The organism is Photobacterium sp., from assembly GCF_033720175.1.
GTDB lineage: Bacteria > Pseudomonadota > Gammaproteobacteria > Enterobacterales > Vibrionaceae > Photobacterium.
The window spans coordinates 43,824-58,522 of record NZ_JAWWDA010000005.1 but is presented as its reverse complement, the minus strand read 5'-3'; the positions used below and the strand labels follow the sequence as shown (position 1 = coordinate 58,522).

Genomic DNA, 14,699 nt, shown 5'->3' with positions numbered 1-14,699 from the left:
AGGCGCGGTCAACACGCCTTTGTTTCTTGTTTAGCTAAGCGCCTTCTTTAGCGCGTTTAAGAAGCTGTCAATGTCTTTGCGGGTGATATCAAGATGAGTGACCAGTCGCATTGGGTTGCCCGCACTGAGTAAAATATCTTGCTCTTTTAGCTGAGAAACAAGGCGGTTTTGATCTATGGCCGAATCAACGTTAGCAAACACCATATTAGTCTGAACAAGTTTTGGTTTGACCGTGAAACCTTCTATGTCCGCTAATTGTTCAGCAAGGTAATGTGCATTGGCATGATCATCAGCCAATCTGGTGATATTCTCTGTTAATGCCAGCTTGCCTGCTGCGGCGAGAATACCGGCTTGGCGCATACCTCCGCCTAAAACCTTACGCCAGCGGCGGGCCTTAGCAATTAACTCGTCACTCCCAAGCAATAAAGAGCCGACAGGTGCCCCCAGGCCTTTTGACAAACAGATGGTCATTGAGTCGAAATGCATTGCGATTTCGGTGATATCAACATTTAAAGCAACTGCGGCGTTATACACGCGCGCACCATCTAAGTGAAGTTTTAAGCCATGCTGTTCTGTAAATTGACGAGCTTGTCGGAGGTATGAAAGAGGAAGTACTTTGCCATTAATTGTATTTTCTATACTGAGCAGAGTCGTACGTGCAAAGTGGGGATCGATTGGTTTGATAACGGCTTCGAGTTTATCAAACGACAGTGAGCCATCTTTTTCATTGTCGATAGGCTGAGGCTGAATAGAGCCGAGTACAGCGGCACCACCACCTTCAAATTTATAGTTGTGTGCTTGCTGACCACAAAGGTATTCATCACCACGCTCACAATGCGACATTAGTGCGAGTAAGTTTGCCTGTGTACCAGAACTGCAGAAAATCGCCGCTTTATATCCATGACGTTCAGCAGACCACCGTTCTAAATCATTGACGGTTGGGTCATCTCCATATACATCATCCCCAACAGGAGCAGTAGCCATCGCTTGCTGCATCGACGGAGTCGGGCGGGTTACGGTGTCAGAGCGAAAATCTATCATTATTTTTAGCTTCCTATTGATCTGAAAGTATTAGCTTAGCTCACTATATCATCACGTCCTCATACGCGGAACCGCATGTTTTCAACCCAAGGTGAGGGGCAGAGGTAATGTTTTTGACAAAAATAAAACCTGTCACATTTTAAAGAAAATCGTTTTTTTAAGAGCTTTTACTACATTGAGTAAAGCATTATTGACTAAACTATTAGTAAGGGGTGTGGATTCGGAGGGACAGATCATGTTAGCTGAATATCGGAAATTTACGTTACCCGGAAAAGCTCATCTCCATGCTAGCGTTAAAGTGATCCCGACCGGTGAGGTGGAAGTGTTTATTAAGGAAAAACATGATGAGTTGCACGCTGATTTTGATGAGTTGTGCTTCTATTCATGCGGAAAGAACACGGAATTGATATGCAAAGAGCATGCTGGTCAGGATAAGGTTCGTTGGCATATAGATTTAGCAAACGAAGATGCCAGAGAGCTTGCGAAGCTGATCGAGTCAGCCGAAGAAGAGTTCGAAATACTGATGCGTGATTTATGAAGTGCTTGTCGGTTGGCAAACGGCAGATGGTATAAGCCCTACTCAATATGTAGGGCTTATTTTTGTGGCGTTAATGTAAAGGCAATTAGGCCGACGGTAGGTCAATTTTCTTAACCGATTAATATCAAGCCTTTCGCAAAGCCCAAAGCATCCAGGTTGTCAAAATGGCACTGCATAACGGCAAAGCAATCCAAACGCCATTGACACCGAATAATTTTGCCAACACGAAAATGAACAACGTGATAAAGATCAGTTTGCCACCGGTTAGGATTGATGCCTCTTTAGCCTGGTTAACCGATTGGAAATACGTTGCACCAACTAGCAGCATACCTTCCATGGGAAGCCCCCAAAAATAGCGTTGCATGCCGTTGATTGCCTCGGGTTGAAGTGTCGGATTATTACCGGCAAACAGATAAACGACCCACTCAGGGAAGCCGTACAGAATAAACAGACCAAAAGCGGCCACGATCAGTGTGGTCGCAAATGCGATGTTACGTACCTTGATAACGCGATCTTTCAGCCCAGCCCCTGTGTTATAGCTGGTGATCGGCTGAATGCCTAGCGCAATGCCTTCAAAAACCAGATAAAAGAAGGCTTCTGTATAACTGACAATACTGTAGGCCGCAACGTGAATTGCACCGCCTACCCAGAGGAAGGCTTTGTTATGCAGAATAAGTACCACAGACAGATACAGGTACATAAGCAGACTTGAGCTACCGAGGCGTAATATTTGAGTAACGATGTCCCACTTTAACTTCAGGCTGTCCCAGCCAAACCGCAGGCTGCTTCTATCGCTAAAGAAATGCTGCAGGCAGAGTAGGCAAGTCGCAGCCTGGGAAAGCATGGTGGCGATGGCAGCCCCTGTCAATCCGTAAGGAAAGACCACTATCAGTAACCAATCGAGAACGATATTGAGGATCCCGCCAAAAATCATGATCAGAGTTACGCGATTGGGCTGGCCATCATTTCGAAGCAGTGATGAAAAAGCCATGGAGATGATCGGAAAAGCGCCCAATAAGAAATACCAGAAAAGATAATCGGAGGCCATTGCCAAAATTTCGCCTTCTGCACCGATCCACAGCAAGATATCGCGCCCGAGTAAGATACCGGCACTGCAAAAAAACACGGAGGCGATCAGGCATAATGTCAGTGCATTTCCGACAATTTTTCTAGCCTGCTCGGTTTTCTGTTCGCCCAGTTTGATAGAGACTAACGCCGAAGATCCCATACCTAACATGGCACCGATGGCGTATAGAATTGAACCGATAGGGTAGCCAAGGATGATGCCTGCAAGTCCTTTTTCACCCATGACATGGCCAACGAACATACCATCAATAGCGACATATACTCCGGTGATTAACATTGCCGCGATAGTTGGCAAGGTATAACGCCAGAACAGACGGAAGATAGAATCATCACGTAATGATATAAATTGGGAAGAGCTGGATGCTGGCATAGTGAATCATCATTAATCAGGTTTGAAGGGGGCAGAATTAAGGTTGGCAGCGAGATTATAATCTTACGCTGCTTGCCATCTATATCGGGTAGTATGCCGTCAGCACAATGTATTTGTGCACAACTTTTTTATCTCCACTGCGTTTGAGTGGGTGATGAAGCTGTAATTGCCCTTCGACCAAAGAATAACGGTCAGCAATGCTGTCAGGTAGTGTACGTGATGTGTCGAGTAAACGAATGCCATCAAGACGGTAGTCATCCAGGTTTTCTGGTACTTGTCCCATCCACCATGCGGGAATTTCTTTACTGGCTTTACTGCGATCGAACCAATGGTCAGCGACAAGTAATAAGTGGTTGTTTTTACTTGGTTGGTATTTTTTCATTACCGTATCGATGGTCTCAACAAGTGCTTCTCGACGGGCGAGGTTGGCACTTAACAGATGATGAGAAATGATCCAAATTGTAAAGTCAGCTGAGCTGATGCTGAATATCGGTTGTGGCAAATCATTCTCATCGTCGGTCTGTTGCAACTCCACATTGAGTCCCGCCTGCTGGAAGGTCGCAATTATCCGGCGGCAAAGTGCCTTACCCAGATGGTTTTCGCGCATACCGCGATTATGCACTGTTGGGTAATGTTGCTCGCACAATTGTAAGCAGTCATTCTGAAATTGTTGAATGCTGACAGCAAGTAGATCACAGACCAAGAATAGCTAACCCCAAAAAAGCAACGATATAATTCAGAGATCTTATTAAACAGATAGTTATATCGTTCATGTTGGTCAGAACAGTATAACCCGAATATTATCGTGGATGATTCGGTATCGTAACAGAAAAAAAGCGATTGTCTTGCATCAATTCAATGAATTACAGGTGATTAGAGCAATTAGTATCTAGAAGCGTGAGCGAGGTAAAAAACAAGGTCCAATCTCACTGAACGGCCAGATTGGAACCTAATAAAAAATGATATATATCGACTGGTTAATGGCGATGAGACTCTAGGTGAGAAGGCATCGTTGGAAGCCAGCGTTTAATTGTTTTCCAGCGGCAGGCGAGCAAAATGGCCGCTACGATCAAATACAACCCCGGCTCAATGACCCCGGATTTCACCGACCAGTAATAATGAACCGGTGATAAGATCAATGCCAGGTAGACCCAATTATGAAGCTTTTGCCATTGACGCCCCAGTCGTCGTTGCATCCCTCGGGTGGATGTTGCCGCTAACGCACCGAGAATAATCCAGCTGATTGCGCCCAGCGTGAGGTAAGGGCGAGAGATGATTTCGCTACCGAGCAATTGCCAATTTAAGCCCAGATCTAAAATCAGATAGCCAGCCAGGTGCAAAGCAGCCCAAAAGAAACTGTACAGTCCCACCAACCGGCGTATTTTGACCAATGCACCTTGTTTGAAATATCGTGCGACAGGGGAAATCAATAAGGTAAACAACAAAGTATTCAATGCTGCTTTACCGGTGAAGTGGCTGATCCCTTGAATGGGATCTGCGCCTAGATTTCCCGTTAAGGTTTGCCCGATCAACAGTAGCAAGAAACCCATCGAAACCGCATGAATGAGTATTTTTAACCAGACTATCTGTCGCGGGGTAATTTTCATCAGAAATGTTTCCTTAAATCCATACCTTCATATAAATAGGCAACCTCTTTTTCATAGCCATTGAAATGTAAACTGGGCTGGCGACGACTACTGAACAGATTGCCTTCACCAATAAAACGTTCACTGGCCTGACTCCAGCGAGGGTGATCGACCTTAGGGTTAACGTTGGCATAGAAGCCGTATTCATTGGGTGCCAGGCGATTCCAGGTTGTTGGCGGCTCTTTATCTGTCAGCGTGATGCGTACAATAGATTTGATACTTTTAAACCCATACTTCCATGGCACAACCAAACGAAGTGGAGCACCATTCTGTGGCGCGAGAGTTCGTCCGTACAAACCGACAGATATTAACGCTAGCGGGTGCATCGCTTCATCTAAACGCAGGCCTTCTACATAGGGGTAATCGATTCCTCCGCCAATACGACGTGATGCTTGCCCTGGCATCTGTTCGGGATCATAGAGGGTTTCAAATGCGACATATTTGGCAGTGCTTTTGGGATCGGCAAGTTTGATTAAATCGGCCAGTGGAAAACCAATCCACGGAATATTCATTGACCAGGCTTCAACGCAGCGTAATCGGTAGATACGCTCTTCAAGAGGAAATTTCTTGAAGATATCGTCGTAGCCTAGAGTGATCGGCTTGTTGGCTAAACCATCAATTGTTACTGACCAGGGATCCGTTTTAAAATTCGCGGCCCGAACAGCAGGAGCCGATTTATCAGTACCAAATTCATAAAAGTTATTGTACTGAAGGATTTTACTCTCAGGGGTTAAGGATAAATCCGGGTGGTATCTGGATGACTCAGGAGCGGTTAAAGATCGGCGTAAATCTGGAACGCGATCGGTCTTTTTGCTGTCGGAGAACAGATCAAACACGCCCGCCTGGGCGCTAGTCGCAACAGGCATTCCCACTAAGGCGATACCCAACTTTTTCAATATATCCCGACGGTTCTGGTAGACAGATTCCGGTGTCGCTTCGTTTTCGTTTAATGTCCAGCGACTAGGCTTTCTAATGATCATAATTTTCCTCTACCTGTTCCGTATTGTTTGTTGTGTTGCCAGATTGCTGAATTATGGTTAATGGCAATATGTAAGGCAGTGTAGTCGAACTTCACTTTTTAAAGTGACCGGTAAAGTTGCAAAATAATTTCAAAAACTAATATTTTTTCTATGAATTCAAAAATAAAGCAGGTAATTTCCTTGTCGAAAAAGCCACAGAGTTCAGCGGCAGAGTGATGCTAGTTTGGACCGTTTAGGGATCAGGAATGATTAAAAAAGTAATATTATTTTCTTCGCTGTTGTTGCTACCTTCATACATATCGGCGATGACAACACCGCTTAGCACAGGTGTTTTTCTGGGATCGCCAACGTCAGGTATTACCGTTAAGTACCAGGATGATTTCAAGTTTGCTGTCGGTTTAGATACATTCAGCGTTTCTGCAGATGCGATGTGGAATCTGGGCCAGTTATCAGAACGTATGGAAAATTCACCGCTCTACTCTTTCGCTGGAATTCAGTGGGTTGATAATAGTGAACAGCAGTGGGGACCACGCGTTGGGCTGGGATTAGAGATCCCGTACCGTACATTCCACCTTTATGCTGAAGCGGGAACAACATGGTATCTTGAAAAGGACTCAGGATTTGAGGTAGAAGGCGCATTTGGTGTGCGTTTCAACCTGTAGTATCAACCCGTATTACTGACAACGAAGCGCGGTATATACCGCGCTATTGTGGCTGACGATATTACTGGACAACATCAGTTATGAATCAATTTCATGCCAATATGGAACTGCAGCATATCTATCTGGAAGTGTACGCCGAGCGGTTTCACTATTTGCGTCATTTTATCGAGGCTTATTACTGCTATCAGCATGGCCTGGTCACAAATAAAGGCAAAGCTGATTGGGAAGCGATTTTCGAGCATGGCACCCGATCGTTTTCTGCCAGTAAAGTGAGCAATCGCAAGCGGCTGGTTCGAGATATGCTGCTGCCATTATCCGTCATTACCGGAATGCTAAAAACCTTAGTACGAGATGATGAAGCTAATATAGAGCAGATACAATCCACGTTAGATCAGCATCTACATTACGTCATTATTACCCGCGAAGAACACCTGGCTTTGAAAAAGGCGGGTTTGTCAGAGCGTATGCCAGCCGGATTTTACCAGCAAGACACAGATGATTATCAGGATCCTTACTCGCGGTTTAATGCGATTAATATTTGTTTCGATTAACACACCTAGTTACGTTCGGTAACAAAAATCACATTTTCTGATTGACCCGGATCCATTCGATGATTATTCTGGCTTACACATGTACGCTGAATTGTAAAAGGGTTAGAAAATGTCAACCAACAGGCCTCCGATAATATGGCTGAATGCCTTTATTTTCACTGTCACGTTAGCTATCGCAGTGATAGCGACACCGCTGTATGCTTATTTTGTAGGCTTTGACTGGACACAGGCGATCATGCTGCTGTTCACATTCAGTTATTGCGGCCTGTCTATAACGGCGGGATACCATCGTTTATGGTCGCACAAAGCCTATGAAGCGAACGGTGTACTGCGTTTTATTTTTGCTGTTGGCGGTGCTTTTGCTTTGCAAAACAGTATATTGCATTGGTCATCCGATCATCGAGTTCATCATCGTCATGTTGATAACAATGAAAAAGACCCGTATTCAGCGAAGAGAGGATTCTTTTATAGCCATATTGGCTGGATGCTCAGAGAGTACCATGCGAGCCGTTACACGGATTACTCAAATTGCCGTGATTTGCAGAAAGATAAAATTGTGATGTGGCAGCATAAATATTATATAGCTTTAGCAATTGTAACCAATGTCGGGATCCCGTTACTGTTTGGCCTGATCCATGGTGATGTATGGGGAGCGCTATTGTTAGTCGGTGTCGTACGCTTGGTATTAAGCCACCATACAACGTTTTTTATTAACTCGTTGGCTCATATCTGGGGAGCTCAACCATACACCGATAAAAATACGGCACGTGATAATGGTTTTCTTGCGTTTTTAACTTTTGGTGAGGGTTACCACAACTATCACCATATCTTTGAGCATGATTACCGTAATGGCATTCGCTGGTGGCAGTTTGATCCGACAAAATGGTTGATAAAGTCATGCTTCTGGCTGGGGTTGACTAAAAATTTACGGGTTTGTCCGGAAGAGCGCATCGAGAAATCCAGAGCGACAATGACGCTTAAGCGCTTACAGGCAAAGCTATCCACGACATCGCATAGCAATGTGTGTCAGCAAAGGCTGGAAGAGGAATACGAAGCGCTGATGATCAAAATTTCAGATTATTATAGCGCCAAGAAGCGAATGATTGAGCTGAAGAAGGCACGTCTGGTCAAGCACTATGAAAATTTCGAGTTTGTACAGCAATACAGCGAAATGAAGAGGCACCTTAAAGAGCAGCGTAAAACCTGGAAGATGGTGACAGCACAATACGCTTAACTTTGACAGTACAAATGTAACGAGGATGTAAGCAAAAGGCGGGGGAGACTCCGTCTTTGTGATCTTTTTTCACGGAAAAACCGAATTAGAGTAGAATAGCTATAATGCCGATAAGGAAAGCTGCATGAGTTAGTTGGTCTCTTTACCGGTATGGTTAGGCCTAAGCGTCTTAAAGTTACGGATTTTTTGTCAACTACGACAGTTAAAACAAAACTTTGCCATAATTATCAGATTACTATTGGAGGCGTTTACGTGTATCGCTCATTACTTTTCTCGTTAGCGTGTTTAGTTTCAACGACAGTAAATGCAATTGAATACTCGTTGCCTGCTGACAACAGTAATATCATCGGTACCATGGAGTATTATCAGGTTAGCAAGGGCGACAGCCTGGCTGATATCGCGAATAGATACAATGTGGGATTTTTAGCGTTGCTGGAAGCCAATAAAGGGGTTGATCCGTTTTTGCCCGCGATAGGAACCTTGTTGGCTGTTCCTACCCAATTGATTTTACCTGATGTAAAACGACAGGGGATCATCATTAACCTCGCAGAGCTGAGGCTGTATTATTTTCCAGCCGATGATGATTCAATCGTTCATGTGTTTCCGATTGGTATCGGACGTGTCGGGCGTGAAACGCCGCCGATGGTGACCCGGATCAGTCAGAAAATAGAAAACCCCACCTGGACTCCTACTGCGAATATTAGAAAAGAGTATCTAGAACAAAGAAATATCGAATTACCTGCCGTTGTTCCAGCGGGGCCTGAAAACCCGTTGGGCGATTATGCAATGCGCCTTGGGTACGGTTATGGAGAATATCTAATACACGGTACCAATAAAGACTTCGGCATCGGCCTGCGTGTCAGTGCTGGCTGTATTCGAATGAATCCGTGGGATATCGAATGGCTATTTCCCCAAGTACCAGAAGCAACGCCAGTTCAGGTGATAAACCAGCCATTAAAGCAGACGGTAGAGCCGGATGGGACGCTATTTGTCGAAGTGCATCAGCCTTTATCAAAAACAGAGGAACAAGTCGGACAGCCTAAAAAAGTAAGAGCGAATTCGTTCTTAAAATCGGTAGTGGAAGATGACCGTGTTGCGGAATCAAGATTGAGTGCAGCACTTAGCCTGCAGATGGGGATTCCCGTCGAAATAACAAAATACTAGGCAGGGAGCAGATAAAAAGAAGAAGTGGCGTATGAACGCCACTTACAATTAGTAAATGACAGCTCTACTTAGTGTACGAACTAGCTATGTTATCGATACGCTGATTCGCACGCATTGCTTCTTGGTAGGCCGCATCTGAAGCTGCTCGCGAATCATTTACGGCACCTGCCATTTGATCTTGTTGACTTTGTAGAGCACTGACTTGATCAGAAAGCATGTCTACTTTATTGGTCAGCTGTTGCATTTGATCGACTTCATCTGAGCTAGAGCAACCAATTAAGCTCGCACTCAGGATCAGACCTGCAAGGATAGATAGGGAACGTTTCATTTTTCTTTCTTCTCCTTTGTTTGCCACTACAAACCGAGTGTTAAAAGTACCGGTCGGCACATTCATTATGGCATAACTTGCTAAAACTGCTCATTAAATGTCCTGCATTTGCAAAAAACTTCTCTCAAAGTCGAGAAAATTCTATCGTACAGGGTATGCGATGGGCTCTTTGGGAGTGGTTGTGGTTATTAGTATTTCTAGAAAGTATCTTTCAGGCGTAATCTCCGCAGGTACTTAATTGATCGGATTTTTATCTTCGTCATGCTGCATACCTTTCATTTCAGCCATTACTTTCTGTACGGGGACGAACATTGATTCGGTGCTCCCATCTGCGAAATGCAACGTCAGTACAACTTGTTCGCCTTCTTTTAAGGGGTGTTTCAAACCGAGTAGCATCACATGTAACCCGCCAGGTTTTAAAATGGTGGTGCCGTGAGATGAAATGGCAATCGAATCGACCTGGCGCATTTGCATCATCCCATCAACCATGGTGTGATTATGAAGTTCGACATTCTCTGCAATATCACTTTTGGCGGCCACCAGATTGCGGTCACTTTCGCCATGATTGATTATGGTCATGAAGATCGCACTGTTAGACACTCCGGGAGGCGTTGCGCGTGCGTATATACTATCAATCATCAGATCTGCATATACTGACGTTGAAGCCAGTAATAAACAGCTAAGAGCCAGAATTTTATATTTCATTATGAATCTCCATTTATTATTAGCAGGCGATCAATCGCATCTACCAGAATTGCTGAATTTAATGTATGTGGCACTTTTTCTAATAAGGAGCCGTCTGGTTTTAGAAAATAAAAAAATGAACTGTGATCTATAGCGTATTCCAGGGCGGAATTTTCAAGCTCGGTACGCATATAAAGCACCCCATATTTTTCAGCAAGGGCTTTTGTTTGTGTCGCATTGCCCGTTATACCAATGATGTTCTTATGAAAATATTGCGCATATTCGGCACTTTTCGCTGGCGGATCACGTTCAGGATCGAGTGTGATGAAGATAGGCCAAATTTGATCGAGCTGATCTTGCTTTACCTCTTTTAGTGCTGCAGAAAGTACGGCCAGTGACGTGGGGCAAACATCCGGGCAGTGAGTATAACCAAAATAGATGATACGCAGTCGGGGATCGTCCTGATCATAAAGGTTGACGGTTTGATCGCCACTTTCAAGAATATTCATCGGAGAGGCAGGTTCAATCGCGGTGGTAGAGTCGCGACTATCTACCACATAGCGGGTAATTAACCCTGCACCGAGTGCCAGAGTTAAGATAATCCATTGATACTTCACTTTGTCATCCTTAATGATACGTTAAGAGGCTTGACTTGTTTTGAACTGTGCAAGGGTTGAATTGTGCCTTGCCAGGTCATCGCCTTTGATGTGCAAAAGGGCAGCATTAACTCACCGTGAAATTCTCCTGAGGTATCTTTAGTTAATTTCAATCGGTAGACGCCCATCATCATCTCTTGTCCTTCGAGTGACAATGCCAATGTCGTAATTTCCAGCGGTAACTCTGGCCAGAATACCGTAATTTCGGTTGGTTCTAGCGGGTGAACAACATCAGTGCCCAATTGAATGCGGGCACCTTGTTGGTTACAGGCTTTAGAGCTTAATTGGCATACATCGCCTGGTTGTACCGCTGAGGTGCTGTTCGGTGATGTGGTGTCAGGTGTGGTGTTATTAGCGAGTGTGCTGAAATCAACCCAGAAATGGTCAATAAGCTGAAATGAACCAAAGCCGATAGTAAAGGCGATAAGCATTTGCGCCAACGCCGAACGATTTTTGTTTTTCTGTAATAGTGGCATGGCTAAAAGGAATAAGTTGTAATGTGTTTGTGAATATTATCATTCCTATTTTGCAAAGATCTGATTGATGCGGCCATTATGTGAGAAGGATTGGTATAAAACCCTGCTATTTCATTAAATTGCAATAACAGGGTTTGGGTAAGAAATGAAACGCTTATGACTGTTCAGAGCATTTTTCCAATCCCCATACCAGGGTAATACCCAGTAGCATGGCAAAAACAGCATAGCCAATCAGAGCGGGTTGTCCGGTGATCTGCTCAAAGCTGAACGGTGAGAGGTTGTGCTGCTGTAGCGGCACTAAAGTGCCACTGGAATTGGTACGCCAGGTTAACGTTTCTTTCCAAGGCCATATTTTGCTTAACGTACCGATCATTAGTCCCGTTAAGAAAGTCAGTGCAATATCGCGATAGTTACGTAAAACCCATGACAGCAGATGCGAGAAAGTCAGCAGACCAATCACGCAGCCAGTAGCGAATAGCGCTAGCGTAGCAATATCAAGCGATTTGGCTGCCGTGAGAATTGGCCCGTACATGCCTAGCAGCAACAGAATAAAACTACCTGAAATTCCTGGCAGGATCATAGCGCAAATGGCAATTGAGCCTGCAATCATGAAATTAAGAGAGGTCGGCTCCATATTAAGAGGATGGAGCACGGTTATACCGTAAGCAAACAGCGAACCAGCGATAATTGCTATGACGCGGTTGATCTTCCAGGCTTCAACTTGCTTGAGCATATGTACGACAGAGACAATGATCAAACCAAAGAAAAACGACCATAGTGGAATGGGATGAGTGTGAAGCATCCAGGTAATGAAACGGGCCAGGGTGAAGATACTGGTCAGAATGCCGGAGAACAGAACAATCAGAAATGTACCGTTGATATGCTCGAATGCGGCCTTAACCCCCCCTTTGCGTAAAATACCAATCAGACTTGGGTTAACACGGCGAATGCTTTCAAGCAATGTATCGTAAATACCGGTGATAAATGCAATTGTACCACCAGAGACCCCCGGAACGACATCGGCAGCCCCCATAGCGGCGCCTTTTAGAAAAGTAAAAAGTTTGCTCATTGTTGTCCGTAATATGCGTTAATGGAGCTGTGGAAGACAGGTTATACCAATCGAGGTAATACACTGAATTAGACAGATAATTGTCCTGATTGGCATTATACCGTGTTGCTGTAAAAAAAAAGCAATAATGACTAATTTTATGCTGGCTGGTCACTGCTTTTTCAGCCCTGTTGCAGGGTGATAATAGCGGTGCAACCTCCATTTTCATTATTTGTCAGATCGAGTAGCCAGCCATATTTACGGCAAATATCGTTGGCAATCACCAGCCCTAAGCCATACCCATCGATGCCCCGCGGTTTTGCGCCTAATCCTATGCCGCTATCAATGATTTTGATGGTCTGCGGCGATACATAAATTGTCACCTTGCCATCGTCGGTGCAGGCAAACGCATTTTTGATCAGGTTACCAATTAAGATCTTTAAAGTGGTCTCCGGTATTTTCACTTTGGTTTCGGCGCTGACAATCACTTCACATACCACTGATTTATTATTAAGTAAGTGTTTATGTGCAGAAACGATTTGCTGTAACTCTTTTTTATCTAGGCTACGCTCAGATAGCTTCGACAGATCTTCATCACGGGTGAGCGAGAGCAATGTCGTGACAAAGTCATTCATTTCGTTACTGGCATGCAATAACCGATTTCGCTGCTTCTCAATAAAAGCCGGCTCATTCGATTGCCCTAGCAGTGAAATTGCGCCTTTTATCACCATGAGTGGGGTTCGTAATTCATGGCTGGCATAACGATTGAATGAGCGTTCGCGTTCAATCGAATCATGGATCTGAGCCTGATATTGATTCAGGCTGTCAACAAGTTGTAGCAGCTCTTTCGTTGCTGTGCCTGGTGGTAGATTTATTGGAGAGAGATCATGAGGTGAACGATTTTTAAGTTCATCGGTTAATTGAGAAAAAGGGCTGGTTAATCGCTCTGAGATACGAAGAACCACAATCAGGGTGATGATAAGTAATGCAAAAGAAATAGATAGTTGCTTGGTCTGGGTCCAGAACATTTGTTCTTCACTGATCTCATAAATTTCATCGAAATGCAGTAGATAAGTGTCTTTCGGTTCACCTTTAATCGTGAACCGGGTTTTCATCATGAAATATTCAGCCGCTATAGGATCAGGGCTGGCGACTTCGAATGCTTGATCGAATTGGATATTATCGGGAATGACGATGCCATCTGGTAAATTCTCCTGGCCAATATACGCATGGCTATAAGGGGGAATCGCAATATCAGTTTCATCGCTGTCTGCCAGTAATTCTTGGGCGATTTGCTTGGTATAGATAAGGCGGTTTTGCGCATTTAATTGTTCTACGCCTTCAAGTGTAGAATCAAAGACTGAGAAATGAATCGCAATAATGGCAAATGCAACAATCGAAAAATAGGTGAATGTCAGTTGCTTGGCTGATTTGATTTTCTTCACTCTTTCTTCTCTCGAATAAGTTGATAACCTACTTTAGGTACCGTTTTGATGTATGCGTACTTAAACGGTTTGTCTATCTGAGCACGAAGTTGATAAATGTGACTTCTCAGCACATTTCCCTCAGGTTCATCATCGCCCCATAGCGTCGAAATAATTTCTTCTTTCGTCACGATATTCGGCGCTCTGAGCATCATGAGCTTCAATATGGTAAAAAGCGTTGGATTAAGTGAAAATTGACAATCATTGCGGGTGACAATGTGGCTATTCAGATCAAGCTCAAGATCGCCAAAGTGAAGTGTTTTTGTTGCGCTATTGCCAATGCGACGGCGGGTCAGGGACTTTATTCTCGCTTCCAGTATCTCAAGATCAAAAGGCTTCACCAGATAATCGTCAGCACCCAGAGCAAAGCCCTCCAACGTATCTTCACGAGTATCGCGTGCGGTCAGCATCAGAATTGGGGTATCTATTCCTTGTTCTCGCAGTTTCTGGCAAACGGTAAAGCCATTCATCCGAGGAAGCATGACATCCAGGATGACTAGATCGTAATGGTTAGTGCTGGCGAGATCATAACCATGCTGGCCATTGTTCGCATAATCAAGGGTGTACCCTTTGATTTCGAAGAAATCGAAAATGACACCAGCAATGTCTTGATGGTCTTCAATGAGAAGTAATTTCATCGTCTTATCTGTGTTCACACATTTTGAAGTCGTTTGGGGTCATATGATGGCACAAAAAAGGGTGAAAAAAATGTCGATGACTTTTTTGTGACGTTTTGAGCTGTAAAATTCAT

17 protein-coding genes are annotated in these 14,699 nt (G+C 44.3%); 5 read left to right on the top strand and 12 right to left on the bottom strand.

Translation table 11 applies throughout. The features are described from left to right. Nucleotides 1–30 precede the first annotated feature (30 nt). Nucleotides 31–1,041 (bottom strand): low-specificity L-threonine aldolase, encoded by a 1,011-nt coding sequence (gene ltaE, locus R3289_RS07230; protein WP_318924848.1) that lies wholly within the window; start codon nucleotides 1,039–1,041, stop codon nucleotides 31–33. Between the two features lie 235 nt (nucleotides 1,042–1,276). Between ltaE and R3289_RS07225 the strand changes: the two genes are divergently transcribed. Beyond that, nucleotides 1,277–1,579 carry a hypothetical protein gene (locus R3289_RS07225; RefSeq protein WP_318924847.1) on the top strand — a complete coding sequence of 101 codons (303 nt, stop codon included), beginning with the start codon at nucleotides 1,277–1,279 and terminating at the stop codon, nucleotides 1,577–1,579. A 124-nt stretch (nucleotides 1,580–1,703) separates the two neighbouring features. On the opposite strand, the gene R3289_RS07220 is transcribed toward R3289_RS07225, so the two are convergent. The 4 genes from R3289_RS07220 to msrP all read right to left on the bottom strand — a co-directional run bounded on the left by R3289_RS07220 (nucleotide 1,704) and on the right by msrP (nucleotide 5,661). Then, nucleotides 1,704–3,035: an MATE family efflux transporter gene (locus R3289_RS07220; protein WP_318924845.1), complete on the bottom strand. Its 1,332-nt coding sequence runs from the start codon at nucleotides 3,033–3,035 to the stop codon at nucleotides 1,704–1,706. A gap of 79 nt (nucleotides 3,036–3,114) precedes the next feature. Beyond that, nucleotides 3,115–3,642 (bottom strand): hypothetical protein, encoded by a 528-nt coding sequence (locus R3289_RS07215; RefSeq protein WP_318924844.1) that lies wholly within the window; start codon nucleotides 3,640–3,642, stop codon nucleotides 3,115–3,117. A 370-nt stretch (nucleotides 3,643–4,012) separates the two neighbouring features. Further along, nucleotides 4,013–4,642, bottom strand: a complete 630-nt coding sequence (gene msrQ / locus R3289_RS07210) for a protein-methionine-sulfoxide reductase heme-binding subunit MsrQ (RefSeq protein WP_318924843.1) — start codon at nucleotides 4,640–4,642, stop codon at nucleotides 4,013–4,015. Beyond that, nucleotides 4,642–5,661: a protein-methionine-sulfoxide reductase catalytic subunit MsrP gene (gene msrP, locus R3289_RS07205; RefSeq protein ID WP_318924842.1), complete on the bottom strand. Its 1,020-nt coding sequence runs from the start codon at nucleotides 5,659–5,661 to the stop codon at nucleotides 4,642–4,644. The genes msrQ and msrP overlap by 1 nt, the downstream gene beginning before the upstream one ends. 245 nt (nucleotides 5,662–5,906) lie before the next feature. Here msrP and R3289_RS07200 point away from each other — a divergent pair, with 245 nt between their 5' ends. The 4 genes from R3289_RS07200 to R3289_RS07185 all read left to right on the top strand — a co-directional run bounded on the left by R3289_RS07200 (nucleotide 5,907) and on the right by R3289_RS07185 (nucleotide 9,272). Next, nucleotides 5,907–6,323, top strand: a complete 417-nt coding sequence (locus tag R3289_RS07200) for a hypothetical protein (RefSeq protein WP_318924841.1) — start codon at nucleotides 5,907–5,909, stop codon at nucleotides 6,321–6,323. Between the two features lie 80 nt (nucleotides 6,324–6,403). Further along, the gene (locus R3289_RS07195) at nucleotides 6,404–6,874 is read left to right on the top strand and encodes a hypothetical protein (protein WP_318924840.1); all 471 of its coding nucleotides are present in this window, start codon (nucleotides 6,404–6,406) and stop codon (nucleotides 6,872–6,874) included. 109 nt (nucleotides 6,875–6,983) lie between these two features. Then, nucleotides 6,984–8,108 (top strand): acyl-CoA desaturase, encoded by a 1,125-nt coding sequence (locus tag R3289_RS07190; protein WP_318924839.1) that lies wholly within the window; start codon nucleotides 6,984–6,986, stop codon nucleotides 8,106–8,108. A 252-nt stretch (nucleotides 8,109–8,360) separates the two neighbouring features. Then, on the top strand, nucleotides 8,361–9,272 hold the full coding sequence (locus tag R3289_RS07185) for a L,D-transpeptidase family protein (RefSeq protein WP_318924838.1): 912 nt from the start codon (nucleotides 8,361–8,363) through the stop codon (nucleotides 9,270–9,272). A gap of 64 nt (nucleotides 9,273–9,336) precedes the next feature. Here the strand turns inward: R3289_RS07185 and R3289_RS07180 are convergent, their stop codons facing one another. The 7 genes from R3289_RS07180 to R3289_RS07150 form a co-directional block, all read right to left on the bottom strand. Then, nucleotides 9,337–9,600 (bottom strand): Lpp/OprI family alanine-zipper lipoprotein, encoded by a 264-nt coding sequence (locus R3289_RS07180; protein ID WP_318924836.1) that lies wholly within the window; start codon nucleotides 9,598–9,600, stop codon nucleotides 9,337–9,339. 234 nt (nucleotides 9,601–9,834) lie between these two features. Then, entirely contained in the window at nucleotides 9,835–10,305 is a 471-nt protein-coding gene (locus R3289_RS07175; protein ID WP_318924834.1) for a copper chaperone PCu(A)C, read from the bottom strand. Further along, nucleotides 10,305–10,901: an SCO family protein gene (locus tag R3289_RS07170; RefSeq protein WP_318924833.1), complete on the bottom strand. Its 597-nt coding sequence runs from the start codon at nucleotides 10,899–10,901 to the stop codon at nucleotides 10,305–10,307. Before R3289_RS07170 ends, R3289_RS07175 begins: the two co-directional genes overlap by 1 nt. Further along, entirely contained in the window at nucleotides 10,898–11,371 is a 474-nt protein-coding gene (locus R3289_RS07165) for a hypothetical protein (protein WP_318924832.1), read from the bottom strand. Before R3289_RS07165 ends, R3289_RS07170 begins: the two co-directional genes overlap by 4 nt. A gap of 199 nt (nucleotides 11,372–11,570) precedes the next feature. Further along, nucleotides 11,571–12,485 carry a DUF368 domain-containing protein gene (locus R3289_RS07160; RefSeq protein WP_318924830.1) on the bottom strand — a complete coding sequence of 305 codons (915 nt, stop codon included), beginning with the start codon at nucleotides 12,483–12,485 and terminating at the stop codon, nucleotides 11,571–11,573. A 161-nt stretch (nucleotides 12,486–12,646) separates the two neighbouring features. Continuing rightward, nucleotides 12,647–13,909, bottom strand: a complete 1,263-nt coding sequence (locus R3289_RS07155) for a HAMP domain-containing sensor histidine kinase (RefSeq protein ID WP_318924829.1) — start codon at nucleotides 13,907–13,909, stop codon at nucleotides 12,647–12,649. Next, the gene (locus R3289_RS07150; RefSeq protein WP_318924828.1) at nucleotides 13,906–14,586 is read right to left on the bottom strand and encodes a response regulator transcription factor; all 681 of its coding nucleotides are present in this window, start codon (nucleotides 14,584–14,586) and stop codon (nucleotides 13,906–13,908) included. Before R3289_RS07150 ends, R3289_RS07155 begins: the two co-directional genes overlap by 4 nt. Nucleotides 14,587–14,699: the final 113 nt, after the last annotated feature.